Source organism: Streptomyces sp. NBC_01116 (genome assembly GCF_041435495.1).
Classification (GTDB): Bacteria; Actinomycetota; Actinomycetes; order Streptomycetales; family Streptomycetaceae; genus Streptomyces.
This window is the reverse complement of sequence record NZ_CP108644.1, coordinates 4,193,599-4,217,496: the sequence shown is the minus strand read 5'-3', so window position 1 is coordinate 4,217,496 and position 23,898 is coordinate 4,193,599. Positions and strand designations below refer to the sequence as shown.

The following is a 23,898-nucleotide window of genomic DNA, read 5'->3' as shown; positions in this document are numbered from 1 at the left end:
CGGTCCCCGCCTGTGCGGGGCCGATCCCTCATGGGGGAGGATCGCGGACATGACCACGGCCAAGCGGGACACGTACACACCGGAGACCCTGCTCACCGTCGCCGTCCGTGTCTTCAACGAGCGCGGCTACGACGGCACCTCCATGGAGCACCTCTCCCGGGCGGCGGGCATCTCGAAATCCTCCATCTACCACCATGTGGCGGGCAAGGAGGAGCTGCTGCGCCGGGCCGTGAGCCGGGCGCTCGACGGGCTCTTCGCCATCCTCGACGAGCCGGGGGCGCTGCGCGGGCGCGCGGTCGAGCGGGTCGAGTACGTCACGCGCCGGACCGTCGACGTGCTGATGGCCGAGGTCCCCTACGTCACCCTGCTGCTGCGCGTGCGCGGCAACACGAAGACGGAGCGCTGGGCGCTGGAGCGGCGGCGCGAGTTCGACCAGCGGGTGTCGGAACTGCTCCAGGCGGCGGTCGCCGAGGGCGACCTCCGGGCGGACGTGGACATACGCCTGGCGACCCGGCTGCTGTTCGGCATGGTGAACTCGCTGGTCGAGTGGTACCGCCCGCAGCCGGGCGGCTTCCCGGGGGAGGAGCAGCTCGCGGACACGATCGTCCGGCTGGCCTTCGAGGGCATGCGGGCGAACGGCCGCTGAGCCGGCCCGCCGCGGTCAGGCGAGCTCGGCCGGCCGGTCCGGACACGGGCCGAGGTCCGTCTCCTCGAACACCAGCAGGGTGCGTGTCGAGAGCACCTCGGGGATGGACTGGATCCGGGTGAGGACCAGCTCCCGCAGCGCCCGGTTGTCCGGCGTGTGCACCAGGAGCAGTACGTCGAAGTCACCGCTGACCAGGGCGATGTGCGTGGCCCCGGGCAGCGCCTGGAGCTGCTCGCGCACCGTGCGCCAGGAGTTCTGCACGATCTTGAGCGTGATGTACGCGGACGCCCCCTGGCCCGCCCGCTCGTGGTCGACCCGGGCGCCGAAGCCGCGGATCACGCCGTCCTCGACCAGCCGGTTGATCCGGGCGTAGGCGTTGGCGCGCGAGACGTGGACCCGTTCGGCCACGGACCGTATCGAGGCGCGCCCGTCCGTCTGGAGGATGCGGAGGATGTCGCGGTCGATGGCGTCCAGCGGCCGTGCGGACGGAATTGGAGGCTCCGCCGCCTGGACCGGGCCCGTCCCCGGGCCCGGGGACGCGGTCGACGGCGCGGACGCCGGTGCGGTCGGCGATGTGACGGCGGGCGCGGTCGGCGGTGCGGCCGCGGGTGCGGCCCGGCGCGACTCCTCGCCCCTGTCGGCCATTTGTTCAGCTGCCATCTGCCCGCGCCTCCCTGTTGTGGACGACCTGTTCCCATCCCAGGCTGTGGAGAACCGTTTGTCCACAGGCTGGCGGCACCTGTAGCCAAAATGCCCCCGCGACCGAACAATCGGTAGGTGAGGCACGCCACATCCGTGCCCCGCCCACCGCTCGACCTCTCGCTCCCTGTCGACACCCCCGATCGACCACCCCTCGATCCCCTCGATGCCAGGAGGTGCTTCCCATGACGGTCCAAGAGCTGCCCGGCGCGGCCGCCTACCGGCCCACGCCGCCCCCGGCCTGGAAGCCGATCACCGACCCCGCCCCGCTGCTCCCGGACCCGGAGCCCTACCGGGTGCTCGGTACGGACGCGGTCGCCGACGTCGACCCCGAGCTGTTGCTCCGGCTCCACGCCGAGCTGGTCCGCGGGCGCCGCTACAACGCCCAGGCGACCGCGCTGACGAAGCAGGGCCGGCTGGCGGTCTACCCGTCGAGCACCGGCCAGGAGGCGTGCGAGATTGCCGCGGCGCTGGTCCTGGAGGAGCGCGACTGGCTGTTCCCCAGCTACCGCGACACGCTGGCCGCCGTCGCGCGCGGCCTGGACCCGGTGGAGGCCCTGACCCTGCTGCGCGGTGACCGGCACACCGGCTACGACCCGCGCGAGCACCGCATCGCCCCGCTGTGCACCCCCCTGGCCACCCAGCTCCCGCACGCCGTGGGGCTGGCGCACGCCGCCCGGCTCAAGGGCGACGACGTGGTGGCGCTCGCCATGGTCGGCGACGGCGGCACCAGCGAGGGCGACTTCCACGAGGCGCTGAATTTCGCGGCCGTCTGGAAGGCCCCGGTCGTCTTCTTCGTCCAGAACAACGGCTTCGCGATCTCCGTGCCGCTCGCCAAGCAGACCGCCGCCCCGTCCCTCGCCCACAAGGCCGTCGGATACGGGATGCCGGGCCGCCTCGTCGACGGCAACGACGCCGCCGCGGTGCACCAGGTGCTGAGCGAGGCCGTGGCCCGGGCCCGGCGCGGCGAGGGCCCGACCCTGGTCGAGGCGGTCACCTACCGCATGGAAGCCCACACGAACGCCGACGACGCCACCCGCTACCGGGTCGACAGCGAGGTCGAGGCATGGAAGGCCCATGACCCGGTGCGGCTGCTGGAGCGTGAGCTGACGGGGCGCGGTCTGTTGGACGACGAGGGCCTCGAGCAGGCGAAGGAGGCCGCGGAACGCATGGCCGCCGCCCTGCGCGACCGGATGAACGCCGATCCGGAGCTGGCCCCGATGGACCTGTTCACCCATGTCTACGCCGAGCAGACCAGCCAGCTCCGGGAGCAGGCGGCCGCGCTGCGCGCCGAGCTGGACGCCGAGCAGGACCACGACGAGCAGGATGCGGAGGCGGGACGATGACGACCGCGGCAGTGACGGCCGACGGACGTCGGACGAAGGCGAAACCGGCCACGATGGCGCAGGCCCTCGGGCGCGCGCTCCGCGACTCGATGGCCGAGGACCCCACCGTGCACGTGCTCGGTGAGGACGTGGGCACGCTCGGCGGGGTCTTCCGGATCACCGACGGGCTGGCGAAGGAGTTCGGCGACGACCGCTGCACCGACACCCCGCTGGCCGAGGCGGGCATTCTCGGCGCGGCCGTCGGCATGGCGATGTACGGGCTGCGGCCCGTGGTGGAGATGCAGTTCGACGCGTTCGCCTACCCGGCGTTCGAGCAGCTGATGAGCCATGTCGCCAAGATGCGCAACCGCACCGGCGGGGCCATGCCGCTGCCGATCACCGTGCGGGTGCCGTACGGCGGCGGCATCGGCGGGGTCGAGCACCACAGCGACTCCTCCGAGGCGTACTACATGGCCACCCCCGGCCTGCACGTCGTGACGCCGGCCACGGTCGACGACGCCTACGGGCTGCTGCGGGAGTCGATCGCCTCGGACGACCCGGTGATCTTCCTGGAGCCCAAGCGGCTCTACTGGTCCAAGGCCGACTGGTCGCCCGAGGCCCCCGCCCCGGTCGAGCCGATCGGCAGGGCGGTGGTGCGCCGTTCCGGACGCAGCGCCACGCTCATCACGTACGGGCCCTCCCTGCCGGTCTGCCTGGAGGCCGCCGAGGCGGCGGTCGCCGAGGGCTGGGAACTCGAAGTGGTGGACCTGCGCTCGCTGGTGCCGTTCGACGACGAGACGGTGGTCGCCTCGGTGCGGCGCACCGGGCGGGCGGTCGTCGTCCACGAATCCCCCGGATTCGGCGGGCCCGGCGGTGAGATCGCGGCCCGGATCACCGAGCGGTGCTTCCACCATCTGGAGGCTCCGGTGCTGCGGGTGGCCGGGTTCGACATCCCCTACCCGCCGCCCATGCTGGAGCGGCACCATCTGCCGGGAGTGGACCGCGTGCTCGACGCGGTGGCCCGGTTGCAGTGGGAGGCGGACAGCTGATGCCCCGGGTGCTCGAATTCAAGCTGCCGGACCTCGGTGAGGGACTGACCGAGGCGGAGATCGTCCGCTGGCTGGTGGAGGTCGGCGAGGTCGTCGCCATCGACCAGCCCGTCGTCGAGGTCGAGACGGCCAAGGCCATGGTGGAGGTGCCCTGCCCCTACGGGGGCGTGGTGACCGCGCGGTTCGGCGAGGAGGGCACGGAACTTCCCGTCGGCGCACCGCTGCTGACGGTCGCCGTCGGGGCGCCGGAGGGGCTGGATCTCTCCGGAGCGTCCCCGTCGTCCACCGAATCCCTCACTTCCGACACCTCCGCCTCCGCTACCGCCACGGAGTCCTCGGGCGGCTCGGGGAACGTGCTCGTGGGGTACGGGACGGGCGCACCCGCCGCGCGGCGTCGTCGCATCCGGCCGGACCGGCTCGACCGGACGCTCGTCCGGACCTCGGTGCCCGACGGCCCGGCGGCGTCCGGCACGGCCCCCGCCACCGCTGCCACCTATGCCGCTCCCGCCGCTCCCGCCACCCCGGTGGCCGTGGGTGTGGTGAACGGGCAGGGGCCCGTGCCGGTGGTCTCGCCGCTGGTACGCCGGCTGGCCCGGCAGCACGACATCGACCTGCGGCGGCTCGCGGGTTCGGGGCCGGACGGGCTGATCCTTCGCGCCGACGTCGACGGCGCGATCCGGCAGGCGGAGGAGACCGCGGCGGCGAAGACGCGTACGGCCCTGGCGCCCGCCGCCCCGACCGGAGCCACCCCGGCTTCCGCTGTCGAGGCTCCCGCCGCCCCGGCTGCTCCGGCCGCCGAGCGGATTCCGCTGCGCGGGGTGCGCGGAGCGGTCGCCGACAAGCTGTCACGCAGCCGGACCGAGATCCCGGACGCCACCTGCTGGGTCGACGCCGACGCCACCGAGCTGATGGCGGTCAGGGCCGCGATGAACGCTGCCACGGGCCCGTCCGCCGGGCCCAAGGTGTCGGTCCTGGCCCTGCTGGCGAGGATCTGCACGGCGGCGCTGGCCCGGTTCCCCGAGCTCAACTCCACCGTGGACACGGAGGCCCGGGAGATCGTCCGGCTGCCCGGCGTGCACCTCGGGTTCGCGGCCCAGACCGAGCGGGGCCTCGTCGTTCCGGTCGTCCGGGACGCGCACACCCGTAACGCCGAGTCGATCGGGGCCGAGATCGCCCGGCTGACCGAGCTGGCGCGGACCGGGAAGCTGAGCCCGGCCCAGCTGACCGGGGGCACGTTCACGTTGAACAACTACGGGGTGTTCGGGGTCGACGGTTCGACGCCGATCATCAACCACCCGGAAGCGGCGATGCTCGGCGTCGGCCGGATCATGCCCAAGCCGTGGGTTCACCAGGGCGAACTGGCCGTACGTCAGGTCGTCCAGCTGTCCCTCACCTTCGACCACCGGGTGTGCGACGGCGGAACCGCGGGCGGCTTCCTCCGGTATGTGGCGGACTGCGTCGAACAGCCGGCGGTGCTGCTGCGCACCCTGTAGCCGAGGAGTCGGCGCCCTGCCGGACGCGCCCCTCCGGGACCTGGCCTTCCGGCCACCCCGGCGGGGGCGTCGCTCCGGGCCGCCGCCCATACTCGACGTATGACCGCCTACGACGTGATCGTCCTTGCCGGCGGGGCCGCGAAGCGGCTCGGCGGCGCCGACAAGCCAGGGGTCCGGGTGGGTGGCCGGGCGCTGCTCGACCGGGTGCTCGCGGCGTGCGACGGCGCGGTGCTCACCGTCGTGGTGGGCGGTCGTCGCGCCACCGTCAGGCCGGTGCTCTGGACCCGGGAAGTGCCGGAGGGCGGAGGCCCGTTGGCGGCCCTGGGGGCGGGGCTGCGGCTCACGACGGCGGAGCGTGTTCTCGTCCTCTCCGCCGACCTTCCGTTCCTCGGCCCGGGGACGGTCGACGCGCTGCTCGCCGCCGCCGGACAGCACGGCCGGGACGGGGCCCTGTGCACGGACCCGGACGGGCGTGACCAGCCGTTGGTGGCCGCCTACCGCGCCGAGCCGCTCCGCCGGGAGCTGGCCCTGATCGCCACCGAGTACGGGAGCCTCGCCGGGCTGCCGCTCCGGCTCCTGACGGCGGAGCTCGATCTCACCCGGATCGACGCGGGCCCCGACGCCGCGTTCGACTGCGACACTTGGGACGACATCGCCGCCGCCAGAGCCCGGATCAGGGAGCATGGGGCCGTGCTGGACGAATGGATCACCTCGGTCAAGAACGAACTGGGAATCGAACTCGACGTCGACACCGGTGTCCTGCTCGATCTCGCCCGTGACGCCGCGCACGGAGTCGCCCGCCCAGCCGCACCGCTCACGACCTTCCTGGTCGGGTACGCGGCGGCCAGGGCGAGCGCGGGCGCGGGTCCCGACGAGGCCGCGGCAGCGGTCGCGGAGGCCGCTCGCAAGGCCACCGCCCTGGCTCTGCGCTGGCAAGCGGAAGCGAACGCGGAGACGAACGCGGGGGCGAGCTCGGAGACGGACGCGGAGACGAAGCCCGACCCGGGGCGCGAAGGGACCGGGGCACCATGACCGGCCCCGACCCCGCCGGCCCCGGTCGCTCCCGCCGTGACCCGGACGACCTCGCACGTGCGGAGGTGGAGCGGGCCGTCGAGCAGGCGCTCGCCCTGGTCGGCGGGGCGCGATCCGGCCCGGTCCGGGGCCCCGACCGCAGGGAGGACGCCTCCGCGGCCCACCCGCGCGGTGACGCGAACGACGCCCCCACCGGAAGCCCCCACGCCATCCTGAACAGCGCCAGCAGCGCCAGAGCCAGCAGCGCCGCCCCGGATGGCGGCACCCCGACCGGTGCCTCGCACCCGTACCCGTCCTCGCCCGCGCCCCCGCCCCTCTCCTGGGACCGGGCGCGGGCGGTCGCGGCGCGGGCCGGGCGGGCCGGTCCGCCCGCGATGATCCGGTTGCCGCTCGACCGGGCGCTGGGCCATGTGCTGGCCGAGGCGCTCGGCGCGCTCACCGATCTGCCGTCCTTCGACACCTCGGCCATGGACGGCTGGGCGGTCGCCGGTCCGGGGCCCTGGGCGTTCGGGGCCGGGGCGGGCCTCCTCGCCGGACGCGGCCCGGCCACCGCACTGCCCGACGGCTCCGCCGTACGGATCGCCACCGGAGCCCGCGTCCCGCCCGACACCACGGCGGTCATCCGCAGTGAGCACGCACACGCCGACGAGGCCACGGGGCTGCTGCACGCCCGGCGGCCCGTGGTCGCCGGGCAGGACATCAGACCCCGGGGCCAGGAGTGCCGTTCGGGCGAGCAGCTCGTCCCCGCCGGGACGGTCGTGACCCCGGCCGTGCTCGGTCTCGCCGCGGCCGCCGGGTACGACGCGCTGCCCGCCGTGCCCCGTCCACGCGTCGACGTCCTCGTCCTCGGCGACGAACTGCTCGCCTCCGGCCTGCCGCACGACGGGCTCATCCGGGACGCCCTCGGCCCCATGCTCGGCCCGTGGCTGCGGGCCCTGGGCGCCGAGGTCTCCGGGCCCCGCCACCTCGGGGACGACGCGGAAGCGCTGCGCGACGCCCTCACCGGCTCCGACGCCGACCTGATCGTCACCACCGGCGGCACCGCCTCCGGCCCGGTCGACCATGTGCACCCGGTCCTCGACGCTCTCGGGGCCGAACTCCTGGTGGACGGGGTCGCCGTCCGCCCCGGCCACCCCATGCTGCTGGCCCGCCTGCCGGCTTCAGGACAGCCGCAGCGGCAGCCACAGCGGCATCCGGAGGGACATTCGGAGGGACAGCCGGAGGGGCAGTCGCAGGGACGGCCGTCGGGCCCGCCGGACGGGCCGTATCTGGTCGGGCTTCCCGGCAATCCGCTCGCGGCCGTATCGGGGCTGTTGACGCTCGCGGAGCCGCTGCTCGCGGGGATCGCGGGCCGGCCCGCCCAGGACGCGTACCGGGCTCTCGTCCACGCCGAGGTGCACGGGCATCCGCACGACACCCGCCTCGTCCCCGTGGTCCACCGCGCGGGCCGTGCGGGCGCCCGGGACCATGTCGCACCGCTGCGCTACAACGGTCCCGCGATGCTGCGAGGTATCGCCGCGGCGGACGGGCTGGCCGTAGTGCCGCCGGGCGGGGTACGGTCCGGCACCGAGGTGGAGATTCTGGATCTCCCATGGGCCCCGGCGACGCCGTGGACGGAAGGGTGTTTCACGTGAAACTTCCCGGCCACGATGCGATGGCCAGGCGAGCCGAAGAAGTGGTCGTGCCGACCCGGGTGATGCTGCCCCGCCGGGTCGTCGACGGCCCGGCCCGTCAGGTCGGCAAGCGCCTGCTGATGGCGCTGCTCGTGCTGGCCGCGACCGTGCTGATCGTCTGGCTCGACCGCGGCGGCTACAACGACAACGCCGACGGCAAGGTCGATCTGCTCGACGCGGTCTACTACGCGACGGTCACCCTCTCCACCACCGGGTACGGGGACATCACCCCGTACAGCGACGGGGCCAGGCTGATCAACGTGGTGCTCGTGACACCGCTGCGCGTGCTCTTCCTGATCATCCTGGTCGGCACCACTCTCGAAGTCCTCACGGAACGGACCCGCGAGGACTTCCGGCTGAAGCGTTGGAGATCCAACTTGCGTGACCACACCGTCGTCGTCGGCTTCGGTACGAAGGGCCGCTCGGCGATTCTCACCCTCTGCACCACCGGTCTGCGGAAGGACCAGATCGTCGTCGTCGATCCGGCGTCCAAGGTGATCGAGGCGGCCAACGCCGAGGGCTTCACCGGCGTGCTCGGCGACGCCACCCGCAGCGATGTCCTGCTGCGCGCCGAGCTCCAGAAGGCGCGTCAGATCATCATCGCCACCCAGCGCGACGACACCGCCGTCCTGGTGGCCCTGACCGCGCGTCAGCTCAACCGCGGGGCGAAGATCGTGGCGGCGGTGCGCGAGGAGGAGAACGCGCCCCTGCTGCGGCAGTCCGGCGCCGACGCCGTCATCACCAGCGCCAGTGCCGCCGGGCGGCTGCTCGGTCTCTCCGTCCTCAGCCCCAGCGCGGGCACGGTGATGGAGGACCTGATCCAGCAGGGCAGCGGCCTCGACCTGGTGGAACGGCCGGTCATAAAGGCCGAGGTGGGCAAGAACGTACGGGAGACGGACGACCTCGTCGTCAGCGTCCTGCGCGGGCACCGGCTGCTCGGCTACGACGACCCGGCGGCCAGCCCCCTCCAACTGACGGACCGGGTCATCACCATCGTGCGCAAGAGCCCCAGCTCCACCCCCCTGCAGAACAACTCGATGCCGCCGCGCCCCTGAACGAGGGCCGCGCCGGAGTAGCCTCGCGGCCATGCATGCGATCACGATTCCCGAACCCGGCGGCCCCGAGGCGCTCGTGTGGGCCGAGGTGCCCGATCCCGTACCCGGCGACGGCGAGGTCCTCGTCGAGGTCGTCGCCAGCGCTGTGAACCGTGCGGACGTGCTCCAGCGGCAGGGCTTCTACAACCCGCCGCCCGGCGCGTCCCCCTACCCCGGCCTGGAGTGCGCGGGCCGTATCCTCGCCCTCGGTCCCGGGGTGACCGGCTGGGCGGTCGGCGACGCCGTGTGCGCGCTGCTGTCGGGCGGCGGTTACGCGGAGAAGGTCGCCGTGCCGGCGGGGCAGCTCCTCCCCGTACCGGAGGGCGTGGACCTGGTGGAGGCCGCGGCGCTCCCCGAGGTCACCGCGACGGTGTGGTCCAACGTCTTCATGGTGTCCCACCTCCGCCCCGGTGAGACCTTCCTGGTGCACGGCGGCTCCAGCGGCATCGGCACGATGGCGATCCAGCTGGCGAAGGCGGTCGGCGCCCGGGTCGCGGTCACGGCGGGCAGCCCGGAGAAGCTGGCCCGGTGCGCCGAGCTGGGGGCGGAGATCCTCATCAACTACCGCGAGCAGGACTTCGTCGAGGAGCTGCGGGAGAACACCGCGGGCTCGGGGGCCGACGTCATCCTGGACCTCATCGGCGCCAAGTACCTGGACCGGAATGTCCAGGCGCTCGCCGTCAACGGCCGCCTCGCGATCATCGGACTCCAGGGCGGCGCGAAGGGCGAGCTGAACCTCGGCGCCCTGCTGACCAAGCGGGCCGCCGTCACCGCGACCTCCCTGCGGGGCCGCCCGCTCCACGAGAAGGCCGCCATCGTCGCCGCCGTACGCGAGCACGTGTGGCCGCTGATCGAGGGCGGGGTGGTCCGGCCGGTGGTGGACCGGGCGCTGCCGATGGCGGACGCCGCCGAGGCGCACCGGCTGCTGGAGTCCAGCGCGCACATCGGCAAGGTGCTGCTGGTCGCGCCGTCGGCCGGTGCCTGACCCGTACCCGGCACGCGGACGAGGCTCCGGCCGGTAGAGGGCCACGGCCCGTGGACGACGCCTGACCGGCACACGGCCACGCGGACGATGAGGGGCCCGGCACACACCGTGGTGTGTGCCGGGCCCCTGTCGATCGGTCCTCGGACTTCAGGAGGCGGATACAGGCGGTCGGACGGTCAGGCGGGCAGTCAAACAGGGGCGACAGGGGGAACAGAGGGGTTACAGATACGGGCCCGAGCGGATCGGGCCGTGCGGGTCCGCGCCGCCTTCCTCGTCCTCGTGTCCCGTGCCGGGCGGCAGGGCGCGGCGCATCTGCTCCAGCTGGGCGCGGGCCGCCATCTGCTGCGCGAACAGCGCCGTCTGGATGCCGTGGAAGAGGCCCTCCAGCCAGCCCACGAGCTGTGCCTGGGCGATCCGCAGCTCGGCCTCGGAGGGCACCGACTCCTCGGTGAACGGCAGCGAGAGCCGCTCCAGCTCCTCGACCAGCTCGGGCGCCAGACCGTCCTCCAGCTCCTTCACGGAGCTGGCGTGGATCTCCTTGAGCCTGACCCGGCTCGCCTCGTCGAGAGGAGCCGCCCTGACCTCCTCCAGAAGCTGCTTGATCATGCTGCCGATGCGCATGACCTTGGCGGGCTGTTCCACCATTTCCGTCACCGGGACCTCGCGCGACTCGTCGTCACTGGCACCGTCGCCGATAGCCATTCCGTCCTGGCCCACGACAAGGACCTGCGGGTGCTCCTGCGACCGGTCATTCCTCGGCATTTCCATGCCGCCATTGTCTCGCACACGTGCCGTACCCCATGGTGGTGCCCCCGGAAGCGGAAGATCCACCGCTTTCGGGGGCACCGGAAGCCTTCCGGGAGCGCCGGAAGGCCCCGTCATCCCGCGCGCCGGGCCAGGGTCAGCCGGGAGCTGGTGAGGCCGGCGGCCAGCAGTCCGGCGAGGACCGGGACGACCAGGGCCAGCAGCCCGATGGTCTCCCACGGCATCACGATCGGCGTGTAGGCCGACTGCATCGGGTCCTCCCGCATGTCCGCTAGCGCCGCGCGCAGGTCGGTCAGCCGCAGCGCGACCGCGGGCACGAGCCCCGCCGCCGTCCCCAGGAGCACCCCGGTCAGGGCGACGACCAGGCACTGGAACCCGGACAGCGAACGCCGTACGCCCGGGGGCGCGCCGACCGCGCTGAGCGTGGTGAGATCGGCCTCCGCGTCGGCCTTGGACAGGCCGGTCGTGATGGCCGCCGCGCCCAGGGTCACCACTCCGGCGAAGAGGGCGAGGATCAGCAGGATCGTGTCGTCGTCCGTCCGCGGCATCTCGTTCTCGGTCATCAGGTACGCGCGGTTCCCGGCCTGCTCCAGCGCCGCATGGGCCGCCTGGTTCTCGGCGTCCGTGGGATCGCGGTGGAGCGTGTAGAAGCTGCCGTAGTCCTCGACGTGCAGGCCGAGCCGCTCCGCGGTGCTCTTCGGCATGACCATCCGGATGCCGGGCGTCGCCGCGTAGCGGTCCGGTGCGACGTACACCTTCAGCTGTTCCGTGGTGGTGCGCGCCTTTCCGGGGTGCAGGGCCCGCATCTTCTTGTCGCGGTCGTTGTAGACGTGCGCGGCCTTGAGGGTGACCTCGCCGTTCTTCGCGTATGCCGGGTTCAGCAGGACCGGAACGCCCTCCGCCAGGGCCTTCGCCGCCGCCGGGTCGTCCAGCTTCACGTACGAGGCGAGCATGTCCGCGCCCCCGACGACGATCTTGTCGCTGCCGGTGCCGAACGCGGTCATGGTGTAGTTCTCGTCCATGCAGGCCGGGGAGTTCATCAGCCGCTTGTGCTCGTCCGCCGAGATCCGCAGGGCGAGCTCCTTGGCGCCCTTGCCCTTCAGCGGGCAGGAGTGTCCCTCGCCGGTGGGCTTGACGAGTTCGAGGGTGCCGCAGCCGTTTTCCTCCTCGTAGTAGACCGAGCAGTCGCTGCCGGCCCATACCCGTCCGATGTCGGCGCGGGCGCCGCTGACCGGGAGGTTCTGCTCGACTGCTGACCGCGAACGGGGCAGTTCGGCGTCGTCGCCGAGCTCGGCGGCCATCAGGGCGGCGGTGCCCGGCGTCATGTTGGGCACATGGTCGTACGCCTGCTCGGCGGCGTAGCTGCTGGTGTACGTGGCGATGGCGACGCTGCCCGCGACGGCCGCCATCACGGCGGCGACGGCGGGTGCGGTACGGCCCCGGTTGCGGGCCGCGTCGCGCAGGGCGATACGGGGCGTCAGGGGGAGCCTCCGGCCGAGCCGGCCGAGGAAGCCGACGATCACCGGGATGCAGCCGAGGACGCCCAGTTCGGCGAGGACGGATCCGCCGGCGACGAGGTTGGTGCTGCCGTTGACACCGCCGTACACCGCGACGGCGACACCGGCCGCGAGCGCGACGGCACCGACGACGGGCAGCACGCGTGAGCCGCGACGGGTGCCGCGCCGGCCGGTGAGCGACTCCAGGACGGACTGGCGGCCCGCGACGATCGCCGGGGCGAGCGCGGCGAGGACGCCGGTGACCAGGCCGAGCACGGCGATGCCGAGGATCTCCCAGGGCTGCACGGTGAGCTCGCCGAAGCGGCGGCCCGTGAAGTCCTCGATCATCGGCCGGAACAGGGCGGTCAGACCGAACCCGGTGCCGACGCCGGCCACCGCGCCGACCCCGCCGAGCACCGCGCCGCCCGCGAGCACCACGGCCCGCACCTGTCCCCGGCTGCCGCCGCACGAGCCGACCAGGCCCAGCTGGCGCCGCGAACGGCGGGCGCCCACGGCGAACGCCGGACCGGCCAGCAGCACGATCTCCAGGACGGCCATGGCGGCCACCGTGAGGGCTGCCGCGGTCAGCTCCGCGTCCCCGTCGTACGTGTTGCCCATCATGGCCGCCATCGGGACCTCGGAGTCCGGCGGCGGGTTCAGGGCGACCTGGCGCGACGTGACCACCACGCCCTTCTCGTTGGCGGCGAGGACGTCCTGCCAGGTCACACCTGCGGGCGGGCCCTCGACCAGCCAGTCCGGGTCGGTCGCCTGGGGCGGCAGGATGTCCTTGTCGCGGTCGGCGGTCTTCTGCCAGGGGGCGATGACCGCTCCGGGGAGCGCGTACAGGGCGTCGGCCCGCAGTTCGGCGGGCAGTTCGACCGTGCCGGTGAGGGTGTAGGACTGGTCGGGGCCGCGCACGGTGACGCGGTCGCCGATGGACAGCCCGGACGCCTCGACGAATTCCTCGGTCGCCGCGATCTCGTTCTCGGCCCGAGGGTAGGCCCCGTCGGTCAGCTCGATCCGGCCGCGCAGCATCGGGTCGGCGATGCGCAGTTCCGTGATCTGGGTGTCGGCGATGCCGTGGCGGGTGGTCACCGAGGCGGGCACGGTCCGCTCGGTGAGATACCGCGAGCCCTCGGGGAAGGTCGCGGTCACGTCGACCGGCTTCGCCTGCTGCTCGGGGGTCGGGTCCGGGGCGCCCTCGGGGGTGCCCCAGTTGACGCCGTCGGGCATCTGCTGCAGCTTCATCGGGCCCAGGCCCGTGGCCGAGAACCGGGCGTCGGCCGACCCCAGGTCCCCCGTCAGCTCCTCGGCCTTGGTGGGCAGCGCGCTGCGGTAGGCGAGGTCGGCGGCGGTCACGCCGAGGACCGGCAGGGCGATCATCGCGACGACCAGGGCGCTGCGGCCCTTGGCCCGTACGGCGTCGCGCCGGGCTATGCGGAAGGCGGCGCGCCAGCCGGGGAGCGGGTTCACGTGGCGGCCTCGGCGGTTCCGGCGGAGAGCAGGGAGTCGGCCCCGGTGGTCAGGGTCTGGTCGACGATCGAGCCGTCCCGGAGGAACACGACCCGGTCGGCCCAGGCCGCGTACCGGGGCTCATGGGTCACCATCACGCCGGCCGCGCCCTGGTCGCAGCGGGTGCGCAGCAGGGCGAGGACGGCCTCGCCGGTCTCGGAGTCGAGCGCTCCGGTCGGCTCGTCGGCGAGGACGAGGCGCCGGTCGCCGACGAGGGCGCGGGCGATGGCGACGCGCTGCTGCTGGCCGCCGGACATCTCGTCGGGGAAGCGGTCGGCGATCTCCTCCAGCTTCAGCTCGGCCAGCGCGGCGAGGGCCTCCTTGCGGGCCTTGCGCACGGAGACGCCGTCGAGTTCGCGGGGCAGCGCGATGTTCTCGGCGGCGGTCAGGGCGGGGATGAGGTTGTAGTCCTGGAAGACGTAGCCGACGCTGCGGCGGCGCAGGGCGGCCATGCCCTTGGGGCCGAGGGCGGCGATGTCCTGGCCCTCGATGACGACCTGGCCGCTGGTGGCGGTGTCGAGCCCGCCGGCCAGGGTCAGCAGGGTGGACTTCCCGGAGCCGGAGGGGCCCATCACGGCGACCAGTTCGCCCGGGTGCACGGCGAGGTGGATCCCGCGCAGGGCGTGCACCTCGGCGATGCCGGAGCCGTGGGTACGGGTCAGCGCCCGCAGTTCGAGTACGGGGCCGCCGCCGGGCGTCCCGGAGGACGGCGGGTGCGGGGGTGTGGCGTACGAGGGCATGGTGGGTGGTTCCCCCCTGGGAACGACGTGGGTCGGGTAGGGGCGGCGGAGCCGGCGGAGCCGGCGGGGATGCGGGCGGCGGTGCCGGGACGGGTGCCCGCCGGTGCGGCGGGCGTCGGCGTCAGCGCTTGGACCGGGTGCGGCCGGCCAGTGAGCGGGCCGGGCCGCGTGTGGCCGCGGGGCCGGGTTCGGCGGAGGGTTCGGTCGCGGCGGCCTCGGCGAGGCGGACGAGCCGGGACTCGCAGTGGTCGAGCCAGCGGGCCTCGGCCTCCGCCTGGAAGATCAGCTGCTCCACGACGAGCAGCCAGGCGACCTCGTCGCGGTTGGCCGGGACGTCGGCCAGGGCCTGGGCCTTGAGCCGGGTGTAGTCCTGCATCGCCTTGAGCGTGTGGTGCCGCTGGGACTGGATGACGTCGCGGATGTCGACGCCCGGCGCCCCGACGGCCATGGCGAGCTTGATGGCCAGTTCGTCGCGCGGCGGACTGGTGCGGTCCACCGGCGTCTCGAACCAGGTGCGCAGCTCCGTGCGGCCCTCGTCGGTGATCGCGTAGAGGTCGTGCCCGGCGTCGTCCGAGCCCTCCTGGACGATCATGCCGTCGCGCTCCAGGCGGCTGAGCGTCGTGTAGACCTGCCCGACGTTCAGGGGCCAGGTGGAGCCGGTGCGCGACTCGAACTCGGTGCGGAGCCGGGACCCGTAACGGGGACCCTGCTCCAGTAGGGCCAGCAGGCCGTGGCGAATGGACATACTGAGTATGTATACCGAGTATGTTCGTCCTGGCAAGTCTCGCCGGCGTCCCGTCGGCGCGGTTCGGGACAGCGTGACCGGGAGTCGCGACGTTCAGTTCGCCCGGCGCATACGGAACGCGAGGAAGCCGAGCCCCAGCCCGACCAGCGCGATGCCCGTCCCGAGCGAGACCTGCTGCACCCGGCGGACGGACGCGGCGTCCAGGGCCTGTCCGGACCGGGTCCCCGGATCGGTGAAGGCGCTGGGCGGCGGGGTGGAAACGGGCAGGTCAACCGGTTCTGCGAGGTCCGCGTCGGGCTCGTCCTCCGGCACCGGCTCCTCGGCCCGGGCCAGCTCCAGCGGCGTCAGCGAACGCCCGGGACGCGCCTTGCCCGCCCCGGCCTCGCGCCCGGCCAACGGGGCGGTCGAGCCCGATACGTCGGGGGAAGCGGAAGGAGAGGAGGTGGAGTCCGGCGCGTCGGCCCCGGGTCCGGCGGGGGCCTGCGCGCCGTGCCCGGTCGCTGACGGGGAGGACGGGGCCGGGCCGGTTCCCGGCGCCCCGGAGACCGGGACGCCGGACGGCTGCGGCCGGGCGGAGGGGAGCGCCGACAGGGACGCCGGGCCCGACCGTACGGGGCGTGGCGCGGTCGGGCGGGAGGGGGCCGCGGAGGTGGTGGCGGCGGGGCTCGACGTCCCGGGGGCGGGGGACGCGGCGGTGCGGGACGGGCCGTCGGGCGCCGGTGCGCCGTGGGCGGAGCCGCCCAGCGGCCCCAGCGCCGCTCCGGCCACCGCCATCAGACAGACCGCACACCTCGACGACCATGCGGCCGGAAGTCCTGGAGCCATGAGATCAGCGTCACATGGGCCCCTTCATCCGGCATCCCGGACGCGGGATCCGGAAGTACGGGCCCTGATAGTGCTCTGACAGCGGTCAGGGACGGAGATCCGTGGACCGGCAACGGTCACCTTCGGACAGCGCCCGGCCGGGCGCTGCCGACGGATGACCGGCGCATGACCGGCCGGACGACGGGGTGGATCAGGAGGGCCTGCCCGTGGACACCTGAAGCTCGAAGTGGGCGCCGCGCTCGGGGATCGCCGCGCCGGAGGACGGGAACTGCCCCACGACCTGGCCGTCGGCGTAGGTGTTGCCCTTCTCCTCGATCTCCTTGATCGTCCACCCCGCGGCGGCCGCGCACGCCTTCGCGGACCGGATGTCCTTGTAGACGAAGTTCGGCGCCTGGACCTTCGCCGGGTCGTTGGAGTCCTCGGAGGCGCTCGTGCACTCCGTGTCCTTCATCGTCCGGTTGCGCTCGGGCGGGCGGTAGCCCTCCACCTCGCTGGTGCCCGGGTCGCCGCCCTTGCCCGCCTCGTCGTCCTTGCCGCCCTGGAGGGCGATCGCGGTGATCAGGCCGCCGACGGCCAGCAGCGCGACGACGATCGACCCGACGACGACCGGCATGTTCCGCTTGGAGCCGCCGCCGGTGGTGCCCACGGCCGTCGAGTGCTGCGGCCCGACCGCGTACGGCGGCGGGGTCTGGTGGGCCAGCGGGCCCGGGGCCTGATAGCCCTGGCCCGCCTGCGGGTAGCCGTAGCTCGGCGTGGGCGCCGGGGTCGGCTGGCCGTACGGGCCCGGCTGGTGCTGGTGCTGGTGCGCCTGGGGCTGGTACGGCGTCTGGACGCTCTGGGGCGCCGGGGCGCTCTGGTCGACCGGCGGGAACACCGCCGAGCCGACGCCGGAGCCGCTGTTGGCGGGCCCGTTGCCGGCCACGATCATCGGGGAGCCGGTCTGGCCGCCGGAGGCGTTCAGCACGCGGGCGATCTCGTCGCGCATCGCGGCGGCGCTGGGGAAGCGCTCGTTCGGGTTCTTCTTGAGCGCGCGGGCGACGAGGGCGTCCATCGCCGGGGTGACCGACCGGTTGATGCTGGACGGCGCGACCGGCTCCTCCTGCACATGCGCGTACGCGATGGCCAGCGGGGAGTCGGCGTCGAACGGGATCCGGCCGGTGAGCAGCTGGAAGAGCATGATCCCGACCGAGTACAGGTCGGACCGGGCGTCGACGCCGCGGCCGAGGGCCTGCTCGGGGGAGAGGTACTGCGGGGTGCCGACGACCATGCCGGTCTGCGTCATCGAGGTGACACCGGACTGCATGGCACGGGCGATGCCGAAGTCCATGACCTTGACGGTGCCGCGCTTGGTCATCATCACGTTGCCGGGCTTGATGTCCCGGTGGACCAGGCCCATCTCGTGGCTGGTCTCCAGCGCGGCGAGCACGTCCGCCGTCACCTTGAGGGCCTTGTCGGCCGGCATCGCGCCGTGGGCGCGGATGTCGGCGGCCAGCACCGAGCCGAGCGGCTGCCCCTCGACGTACTCCATGACGATGTACGGCATCAGCGCACCGCCGAGCTCGTCCTCGCCGGTGTCGAAGACGGAGACGATGTTGGTGTGCTGGAGCTTGGCGACGGCCTGCGCCTCGCGCCGGAAGCGCTCGCGGAAGGACTGCTCGCGGCCGAGCTCGGTGTGCAGGGTCTTGATCGCGACCTGGCGGTCCAGGGCGGAGTCGTAGGCCAGGTACACGGACGCCATCCCGCCCTCGCCGAGCAGGTCGCGCAGCTGGTAGCGGCCGCCCGCGACCGCCCCGCCCGCATAGCGGCCCTGTGCGCCGTCCTGGCTCATGACTTGCATCCCCCTCGGCGGCGCGCGGTCGCACGCGGTGTATCTGTCCGACGTCGTCGTATCTGACGTCGTCGTATCTGTCCGACGTCGTTTCTGTCTGACGTGGTTGCGTGCGACGCGGTTCCGTACAACGCGATTACGCGCCAAGTCTGCCCCAGGGGTCCGACACGTCAAGCCGGGTGCCCGTTCCGTGACCCTACGCACAGGAAGCGTCTCGGAAGCGTTACAGGAAACGCATCGAATTCATGTGGAGGACGCGCCGGGCGGTCCGATGATCCTGCCTCGGCGGAACCGTGGTGTCCGGCGGAGGCTGTAGCGTGACGTGGCAATGCAGCAAGGCACCGTGAGAACCCGCGGACGCGCGGACAGATACGACGGCGAGGACTGATGGCACCCGATTCCGAAGCAAACGGCGGCGGAGTTTCGGATGGCACCGACTCCTGGGGCGTCGGCGGCGTCGTCGGTGACGGACGTTACCGGATGACCTACCGGCTCGGCCGGGGCGGCATGGCAGAGGTCTACGCGGCGGAGGACGTCCGGCTCGGACGTACGGTCGCGGTGAAGCTGCTCCGTTCCGACCTGGCCGAGGATCCGGTCTCCAAGGCGCGCTTCACCCGCGAGGCACAGTCCGTCGCGGGCCTCAACCACCACGCGATCGTCGCCGTGTACGACTCCGGCGAGGACGTCGTGGGCGGCCAGACCGTTCCGTACATCGTGATGGAGCTGGTCGAGGGCCGCACCATCCGCGATCTGCTCCTGACCGCGGAGGCCCCGCCTCCCGAGCAGGCGCTGATCATCGTCTCGGGGGTGCTCGAAGCCCTCGCGTACTCGCACCAGCACGGGATCGTGCACCGCGACATCAAGCCCGCCAACGTGATCATCACGGAGTCGGGTGCGGTGAAGGTGATGGACTTCGGCATCGCCCGCGCGCTGCACGGCGCGCAGTCGACGATGACCCAGACCGGCATGGTCATGGGCACCCCGCAGTACCTCTCCCCCGAGCAGGCGCTCGGCAAGGCCGTCGACCACCGGTCCGACCTGTACGCCACCGGCTGCCTGCTCTACGAACTGCTGGCCCTGCGGCCCCCGTTCACCGGTGAGACCCCGCTCTCGGTGGTCTACCAGCACGTCCAGGACATCCCGGTGCCGCCGTCCGAGGTCTCGGACGTGGTGCCGCCGGAGCTGGACGGGATGGCGATGCGCGCGCTGGCGAAGGACCCGGACGACCGGTTCCAGAGCGCCGAGGAGATGCGCGGGCTCGTCCAGTACAGCCTCCAGATGCTCCAGGTGCAGGGAGGCCACACGGGCACGTGGAACACCGGCCCGGTCGCGCTGCACGAGGGGGGCCAGACCCCGCCGCACGGGATGTCCGGCTCCACCCGCGCGATGGGCCACCCCATGCACGGGGACACCTCGCAGGGCCCGATCCTGCCGCCGTACAACCCGGACGACGGGGGCTACGACGGCGGCGGCCGGCGCTCCGGCGGGCGCGGCAAGATGTGGCTCTTCGTCCTGCTCGCGCTGATCGCGATCGGCGCGGGGGTCGCCTTCGCCCTCAGCGCGGCGAAGGACGACGGCGGGAAGAAGGACCCGGTCACGCCGTCCACCTCGGTCAGCCAGTCCGAGGAGGAGGAGCCCTCGGAGGAGCCGTCCGAGGAGGAGAGCGACGAGCCGGAGGACCCGGGCACCTCCTCCACCGGCGGCCAGACGCAGCCGAACCCGCCGCCGTACAACCCGGACCCGACCCCGAGCGAGCCCTCGTTCACCCCGTCCCCGACCCCGACCGGCTCGGACCCCGGGACCTCGGACGGCAACACCAACGAGGGCAGCACCGGCGAGCCCACCGGTGAGCCCACCGACCCCGCCACCGACCCCGGTACCCCGGGCGGCGCCGGCGACGACGGCGGGGCCGGCGACGACGGCGGTACGGGCACGACGCCCGGCGAGACGGCACTCGGCGCCACGACGGGATAACGCACCACCGCACCAGCCCTGAGCCCGGCGTGCGCCCTCGTGGCGCGCGCCGGGCTCACGCGGTGGTGCACCGGTTCACTCCGTGAAGGCCGTGCACACCGCCTCGTACTCCCGCGTCCACCACACCGCCAGGGCCGACACCGCGGGGAACTGCGGGTCGGCCCTGCGGTCGTCGAGGCGGTAGCGCCAGCGGAGTATCCAGAAGTCGTTGAGCCGCTCCCACCACACCCGGTGCACGGCGGCCGCCAGCTCGGCGGCGCCCGCCCCGGCGGCCCGCCGGTACGCGCGGGCGTACGCCCGTACCTTCGCGAGGTCCAGTTGCCCGGCCGGGCGGACGAAGAAGATCGCCGCCGCCCGGACCGCCTCCTCGGCGCGCGGCTGTACGTCCAGCCGGTCCCAGTCCACGATCGCGACCGGGTCGGTGCCCCGGTAGAGCAGGTTCAGCGGGTGGAAGTCCCCGTGCACCCAGCCGGTGGCGGGCCCGTCCGGGGCGGGCGGGCGGCGGTGGGCGTGCTGTTCGAGCAGGGCGCGGCGCTCCACGAGCCGGTGCACGGCGAGTTCGTCGAAGGCGTCGCGGGGGGCGTCCCGGCCGCCCTGCCCGCGCGCGGCGGCCAGCAGGTCGTCGATCAGCGCGAAGGTGTCGGCGGCGTCCGGGCTGCGGTGCCCCGGCCGGGCGGGCGGGCTCGCCGGATGCGGGCCGTCACGCGGCGCCATCACCTGTTCCAGGCCGGTGTGCACGGTCCCCAGGAGCGCGCCGAGCCGACGCGACTGGCAGAGGGTCAGCTGGGAGCCGACCCGGTGGAGGCCGTCGACCCAGGGGTGCAGGGCGTAGCACCGTTCGCCGATCACGGTGACGGTGTCGCCCCGGGTGTCCGTCAGGGGCGGGACGACGGGCACGCCGAGCGACTGCAGGCGCTGGGTGGCGCGGTGCTGGCGCACGATCGCGGCGCGTTCGCCGCTGGGGTCGCCCAGGTGCTTCTTGTCGAGATGGTGCTTGAGGAAGTAGGACCCGCTCGTGGTCGAGACGCGGTATCCGTGGTTCAGCAGGCCTTTGGTGATCGGCTCGCAGGCGAGCGGCTCGCCCACGTTCGGGTAACGGCGCAGCACCTCGCCGACCGGGGGAACAGGTGGACGGGTGACATATGAGCGCGGCACTTACCAGATGTTAGATCACTCTGCGTGTCCGCTCGGCGGAGTTGCGGTCACGCCAGGAGGTGCGCTAAGGGCGCCGTCCGACGCCTTCCGGAAGGACTGGATACCTCAGAAGTTCAGCGTGTGTTCCGTGACGAAGTGCGGATCGATCCGGAGATAGGCCGGCGCGAAGGGCCGCCCGTCGACCGAGACGGGCGCGGTCCCGAACAGCCGCTCCTGCTCGGGGCAGGGGTGCACGATCTCGGCGGGCCCGGTGAACTGCACCGACCACAGGTCGCCGCCGACGCCGGAGACCGCGTCGGCGTAGTCGCCCGCGTTGTCCGCGTTGTTCGCGTTGTAGTTGTCCGCGCCGTACGCGACGACGCTCCCGTCGCACGCCTCGTGGTGCCCGAAACCGCTGTGCATCCGCAGCAGGATGCGGCCGTCGCACACGATGTGCCGGGCCACCGTCAGGAACGGCAGGGCCCGCATGCTCGTCGCGAGGCGGCCGTACGGGACGCGGCGGAGCAGCTCGATGGGCTCGGCCCGCCCGGTCCGCCCGGCCCTCTCGATCGTGCCGGTCGGGGCCCGCCGGATCGTCCCGGTCGCGGGGAGTTCGTCGAAGGACATGGATTCCACTGTCCCCCGGCCGTAGGGGCCGCGTAAGAGTCGCCTGCCCCGGGTGGCACGGGACCAAAGTCCCCTGCGGCGGGCGGCGGCTCAGCGGCGCTCGGCCTGGAGCCGCGCGACGTACGCGGCCGCCTGCGAGCGGCGCTCCATGCCCAGTTTGGACAGCAGGCTGGAGACGTAGTTCTTGATGGTCTTCTCGGCGAGGTGCAGACGCTCGCCGATGACCCGGTTGGTCAGCCCCTCGCCGATCAGGTCCAGGATCTTGCGCTCCTGTTCGGTGAGGCCGGCGAGCTTGTCGTCCTTGCCGCCGCCGCCGTCCCGCAGCCGCTCCAGCACCCGGGCGGTGGCCACCGGGTCCAGCAGGGATTTTCCGGCCGCCACGTCCCGTACGGCATTCAGCAGTTCATTCCCGCGGATCGCCTTCAGCACATATCCCGAGGCGCCCGCCATGATCGCGTCGAAAAGCGCCTCGTCATCGGCGTACGAGGTGAGCATCAGGCATTTGATGTTCTCGTCCTGCGAACGGACCTCCCGACACACCTCCACCCCGCTGCCGTCCGGCAGCCGCACGTCGAGCACCGCCACATCGGGACGCGTCGCCGGGATCCGCACCAGGGCGTCCGCGGCCGTACCGGCTTCGCCGACCACCTCGATGTCCGCCTCGACGGAGAGCAGCTCATGGACGCCACGCCGGACGACCTCGTGATCATCGAGCAGAAATACCGTGATTTTTCCTTCTTCGCGCACGATCGCAGTCTCACACACTCGCCTCCGCTCCGCTCTTCCCTGGCGCTGATCCGCGGGATAACGTGCCGTTGTTCCGGCGGCCTGCAAGGCTGTTTCCAGTGCCCTGACCAGCAGAGCTTCGCGATTTTTTCGATTTACTTGGAAATCCAAGCAAAATCGCAGGTCAGATAGGGTTTCGCAGTTCTGCGACGCACTGGGTAACGTGCCTATGACAGGGCGCTCGCCGGGGCACCTGTCACGCCTGACTCCGGCCGACCGGCACCCACCCCGTGCACGGCTCCGGATCCAGGCGAGCCGCACTGGTTCCCGGCAGACCCCGGGAGCCGGACCGACGGAGGAGCACGCACGTGACCGTGGAGAGCACTGCCGCCGCGCGTAAACCGCGACGCGCCAGTAAGCGGACCAGCGCCGCGAAGAAGCCGCAGAGTTCCGAGCCCCAGCTCGTACAGCTGCTGACGCCCGAGGGCGAGCGCGTCGAGCACCCGGACTACAGCATCGACCTGAGCGCCGACGAGCTGCGCGGCCTGTACCGGGACATGGTCCTCACCCGCCGCTTCGACGCCGAGGCGACCGCCCTCCAGCGCCAGGGCGAGCTGGGCCTGTGGGCCTCGCTGCTCGGCCAGGAGGCCGCCCAGATCGGCAGCGGCCGGGCCCTGCGCGACGACGACTACGTCTTCCCGACCTACCGGGAGCACGGGGTCGCCTGGTGTCGCGGCGTCGACCCGACCAACCTGCTCGGCATGTTCCGCGGAGTGAACCACGGCGGCTGGGACCCGAACAGCAACAACTTCCACCTGTACACGATCGTCATCGGTTCGCAGACGCTGCACGCCACCGGCTACGCCATGGGCGTCGCCAAGGACGGCGCGGACTCGGCCGTGATCGCGTACTTCGGTGACGGGGCCTCCAGCCAGGGCGACGTCGCCGAGTCGTTCACCTTCTCCGCGGTCTACAACGCTCCGGTCGTCTTCTTCTGCCAGAACAACCAGTGGGCCATCTCCGAGCCCACCGAGCGCCAGACCCGCGTGCCGCTCTACCAGCGCGCCCAGGGCTACGGCTTCCCCGGCGTCCGCGTCGACGGCAACGACGTCCTCGCCTGCCTCGCCGTCACCCGCTCCGCGCTGGAGCGCGCGCGCCGGGGCGAGGGCCCGACCCTCGTCGAGGCGTTCACCTACCGGATGGGCGCCCACACCACCTCCGACGACCCGACGAAGTACCGGGCGGACGAGGAGCGGGCCGCGTGGGAGGCCAAGGACCCGATCCTGCGGCTGCGCGCCTACCTGGAGAAGGAGAAGCTCGCGGACGAGGCCTTCTTCACCGCCCTGGACGAGGAGAGCGAGACCCTCGGCAAGCGGGTACGGGAGGCGGTGCGCGCGATGCCCGACCCGGACCCGATGGCCCTGTTCGAGCACGGCTACGCCGACGGCAACTCCCTCGTGGACGAGGAACGCGCCCAGTTCGCCGCCTACCAGGCATCGTTCGCCGACTCTGCCGAGGAGGGCAAGTAGC

The 23,898-nt window shown here is 73.0% G+C and carries 20 protein-coding genes; 10 read left to right on the top strand and 10 right to left on the bottom strand.

Annotation, left to right across the window (positions count from 1 at the left end):
* Window positions 1-49: 49 nt before the first annotated feature.
* Window positions 50-646 (top strand): TetR/AcrR family transcriptional regulator, encoded by a 597-nt coding sequence (locus OG245_RS18320; RefSeq protein ID WP_371624589.1) that lies wholly within the window; start codon window positions 50-52, stop codon window positions 644-646.
* 15 nt (window positions 647-661) lie between these two features.
* Here OG245_RS18320 and OG245_RS18315 read toward each other — a convergent pair whose 3' ends face one another.
* The gene (locus OG245_RS18315; RefSeq protein WP_371627914.1) at window positions 662-1,291 is read right to left on the bottom strand and encodes an Lrp/AsnC family transcriptional regulator; all 630 of its coding nucleotides are present in this window, start codon (window positions 1,289-1,291) and stop codon (window positions 662-664) included.
* A gap of 239 nt (window positions 1,292-1,530) precedes the next feature.
* On the opposite strand from OG245_RS18315, the gene pdhA (OG245_RS18310) reads away from it, so the two are divergent.
* The 7 genes from pdhA (OG245_RS18310) (at window position 1,531) to OG245_RS18280 (ending at window position 9,996) form a co-directional block, all read left to right on the top strand.
* Window positions 1,531-2,691, top strand: a complete 1,161-nt coding sequence (gene pdhA, locus OG245_RS18310) for a pyruvate dehydrogenase (acetyl-transferring) E1 component subunit alpha (protein ID WP_371624588.1) — start codon at window positions 1,531-1,533, stop codon at window positions 2,689-2,691.
* Window positions 2,688-3,719, top strand: a complete 1,032-nt coding sequence (locus OG245_RS18305) for an alpha-ketoacid dehydrogenase subunit beta (RefSeq protein ID WP_371624587.1) — start codon at window positions 2,688-2,690, stop codon at window positions 3,717-3,719. Before pdhA (OG245_RS18310) ends, OG245_RS18305 begins: the two co-directional genes overlap by 4 nt.
* Window positions 3,719-5,212: a dihydrolipoamide acetyltransferase family protein gene (locus OG245_RS18300; protein WP_371624586.1), complete on the top strand. Its 1,494-nt coding sequence runs from the start codon at window positions 3,719-3,721 to the stop codon at window positions 5,210-5,212. Before OG245_RS18305 ends, OG245_RS18300 begins: the two co-directional genes overlap by 1 nt.
* Window positions 5,213-5,311: 99 nt before the next feature.
* Window positions 5,312-6,244, top strand: coding sequence for an NTP transferase domain-containing protein (locus OG245_RS18295; RefSeq protein WP_371624585.1), 933 nt, complete (start codon window positions 5,312-5,314; stop codon window positions 6,242-6,244).
* The gene (locus tag OG245_RS18290) at window positions 6,241-7,878 is read left to right on the top strand and encodes a molybdopterin molybdotransferase MoeA (RefSeq protein WP_371624584.1); all 1,638 of its coding nucleotides are present in this window, start codon (window positions 6,241-6,243) and stop codon (window positions 7,876-7,878) included. The genes OG245_RS18295 and OG245_RS18290 overlap by 4 nt, the downstream gene beginning before the upstream one ends.
* Window positions 7,836-8,972 carry a TrkA family potassium uptake protein gene (locus OG245_RS18285; RefSeq protein ID WP_215110711.1) on the top strand — a complete coding sequence of 379 codons (1,137 nt, stop codon included), beginning with the start codon at window positions 7,836-7,838 and terminating at the stop codon, window positions 8,970-8,972. The genes OG245_RS18290 and OG245_RS18285 overlap by 43 nt, the downstream gene beginning before the upstream one ends.
* A 31-nt stretch (window positions 8,973-9,003) precedes the next feature.
* Window positions 9,004-9,996 carry an NAD(P)H-quinone oxidoreductase gene (locus OG245_RS18280; RefSeq protein WP_371624583.1) on the top strand — a complete coding sequence of 331 codons (993 nt, stop codon included), beginning with the start codon at window positions 9,004-9,006 and terminating at the stop codon, window positions 9,994-9,996.
* 219 nt (window positions 9,997-10,215) lie between these two features.
* On the opposite strand, the gene OG245_RS18275 is transcribed toward OG245_RS18280, so the two are convergent.
* The 6 genes from OG245_RS18275 to OG245_RS18250 all read right to left on the bottom strand — a co-directional run bounded on the left by OG245_RS18275 (window position 10,216) and on the right by OG245_RS18250 (window position 17,907).
* Window positions 10,216-10,764, bottom strand: a complete 549-nt coding sequence (locus tag OG245_RS18275; RefSeq protein ID WP_371624582.1) for a bacterial proteasome activator family protein — start codon at window positions 10,762-10,764, stop codon at window positions 10,216-10,218.
* A 110-nt stretch (window positions 10,765-10,874) separates the two neighbouring features.
* Window positions 10,875-13,730 (bottom strand): FtsX-like permease family protein, encoded by a 2,856-nt coding sequence (locus OG245_RS18270; protein WP_371624581.1) that lies wholly within the window; start codon window positions 13,728-13,730, stop codon window positions 10,875-10,877.
* Window positions 13,727-14,509, bottom strand: coding sequence for an ABC transporter ATP-binding protein (locus tag OG245_RS18265; RefSeq protein ID WP_371624580.1), 783 nt, complete (start codon window positions 14,507-14,509; stop codon window positions 13,727-13,729). The genes OG245_RS18270 and OG245_RS18265 overlap by 4 nt, the downstream gene beginning before the upstream one ends.
* Window positions 14,510-14,630: 121 nt before the next feature.
* Window positions 14,631-15,254, bottom strand: coding sequence for a PadR family transcriptional regulator (locus OG245_RS18260; RefSeq protein WP_371624579.1), 624 nt, complete (start codon window positions 15,252-15,254; stop codon window positions 14,631-14,633).
* 93 nt (window positions 15,255-15,347) lie between these two features.
* Window positions 15,348-16,079, bottom strand: a complete 732-nt coding sequence (locus OG245_RS18255; protein WP_371624578.1) for a hypothetical protein — start codon at window positions 16,077-16,079, stop codon at window positions 15,348-15,350.
* Between the two features lie 190 nt (window positions 16,080-16,269).
* Complete coding sequence (locus tag OG245_RS18250) at window positions 16,270-17,907, bottom strand: protein kinase (RefSeq protein WP_371624577.1); 1,638 nt, start codon at window positions 17,905-17,907, stop codon at window positions 16,270-16,272.
* Window positions 17,908-18,294: 387 nt separating this feature from the next.
* Here OG245_RS18250 and OG245_RS18245 point away from each other — a divergent pair, with 387 nt between their 5' ends.
* Window positions 18,295-19,881 (top strand): protein kinase, encoded by a 1,587-nt coding sequence (locus tag OG245_RS18245; protein ID WP_371624576.1) that lies wholly within the window; start codon window positions 18,295-18,297, stop codon window positions 19,879-19,881.
* Window positions 19,882-19,956: 75 nt separating this feature from the next.
* Here the strand turns inward: OG245_RS18245 and OG245_RS18240 are convergent, their stop codons facing one another.
* The 3 genes from OG245_RS18240 to OG245_RS18230 form a co-directional block, all read right to left on the bottom strand.
* Window positions 19,957-20,988 carry a phosphotransferase gene (locus tag OG245_RS18240; protein WP_371627913.1) on the bottom strand — a complete coding sequence of 344 codons (1,032 nt, stop codon included), beginning with the start codon at window positions 20,986-20,988 and terminating at the stop codon, window positions 19,957-19,959.
* A gap of 153 nt (window positions 20,989-21,141) precedes the next feature.
* Window positions 21,142-21,642, bottom strand: coding sequence for a pyridoxamine 5'-phosphate oxidase family protein (locus tag OG245_RS18235; protein ID WP_371624575.1), 501 nt, complete (start codon window positions 21,640-21,642; stop codon window positions 21,142-21,144).
* A gap of 90 nt (window positions 21,643-21,732) precedes the next feature.
* Window positions 21,733-22,389 (bottom strand): response regulator, encoded by a 657-nt coding sequence (locus OG245_RS18230; RefSeq protein WP_371624574.1) that lies wholly within the window; start codon window positions 22,387-22,389, stop codon window positions 21,733-21,735.
* A 347-nt stretch (window positions 22,390-22,736) separates the two neighbouring features.
* On the opposite strand from OG245_RS18230, the gene pdhA (OG245_RS18225) reads away from it, so the two are divergent.
* The gene (pdhA, locus tag OG245_RS18225; RefSeq protein ID WP_371624573.1) at window positions 22,737-23,897 is read left to right on the top strand and encodes a pyruvate dehydrogenase (acetyl-transferring) E1 component subunit alpha; all 1,161 of its coding nucleotides are present in this window, start codon (window positions 22,737-22,739) and stop codon (window positions 23,895-23,897) included.
* The last annotated feature ends 1 nt before the right edge of the window (window position 23,898 follow it).

Coding starts and splice junctions, on each gene's coding strand:
- OG245_RS18320 (WP_371624589.1), top strand. CDS start 50: ATGACCACGGCCAAGCGGGACACGTACACACCGGAGACCCTGCTCACC.
- OG245_RS18315 (WP_371627914.1), bottom strand. CDS start 1,291: ATGGCCGACAGGGGCGAGGAGTCGCGCCGGGCCGCACCCGCGGCCGCA.
- pdhA (WP_371624588.1), top strand. CDS start 1,531: ATGACGGTCCAAGAGCTGCCCGGCGCGGCCGCCTACCGGCCCACGCCG.
- OG245_RS18305 (WP_371624587.1), top strand. CDS start 2,688: ATGACGACCGCGGCAGTGACGGCCGACGGACGTCGGACGAAGGCGAAA.
- OG245_RS18300 (WP_371624586.1), top strand. CDS start 3,719: ATGCCCCGGGTGCTCGAATTCAAGCTGCCGGACCTCGGTGAGGGACTG.
- OG245_RS18295 (WP_371624585.1), top strand. CDS start 5,312: ATGACCGCCTACGACGTGATCGTCCTTGCCGGCGGGGCCGCGAAGCGG.
- OG245_RS18290 (WP_371624584.1), top strand. CDS start 6,241: ATGACCGGCCCCGACCCCGCCGGCCCCGGTCGCTCCCGCCGTGACCCG.
- OG245_RS18285 (WP_215110711.1), top strand. CDS start 7,836: ATGGGCCCCGGCGACGCCGTGGACGGAAGGGTGTTTCACGTGAAACTT.
- OG245_RS18280 (WP_371624583.1), top strand. CDS start 9,004: ATGCATGCGATCACGATTCCCGAACCCGGCGGCCCCGAGGCGCTCGTG.
- OG245_RS18275 (WP_371624582.1), bottom strand. CDS start 10,764: ATGGAAATGCCGAGGAATGACCGGTCGCAGGAGCACCCGCAGGTCCTT.
- OG245_RS18265 (WP_371624580.1), bottom strand. CDS start 14,509: ATGCCCTCGTACGCCACACCCCCGCACCCGCCGTCCTCCGGGACGCCC.
- OG245_RS18260 (WP_371624579.1), bottom strand. CDS start 15,254: ATGTCCATTCGCCACGGCCTGCTGGCCCTACTGGAGCAGGGTCCCCGT.
- OG245_RS18255 (WP_371624578.1), bottom strand. CDS start 16,079: ATGGCTCCAGGACTTCCGGCCGCATGGTCGTCGAGGTGTGCGGTCTGT.
- OG245_RS18250 (WP_371624577.1), bottom strand. CDS start 17,907: ATGAGCCAGGACGGCGCACAGGGCCGCTATGCGGGCGGGGCGGTCGCG.
- OG245_RS18245 (WP_371624576.1), top strand. CDS start 18,295: ATGGCACCCGATTCCGAAGCAAACGGCGGCGGAGTTTCGGATGGCACC.
- OG245_RS18235 (WP_371624575.1), bottom strand. CDS start 21,642: ATGTCCTTCGACGAACTCCCCGCGACCGGGACGATCCGGCGGGCCCCG.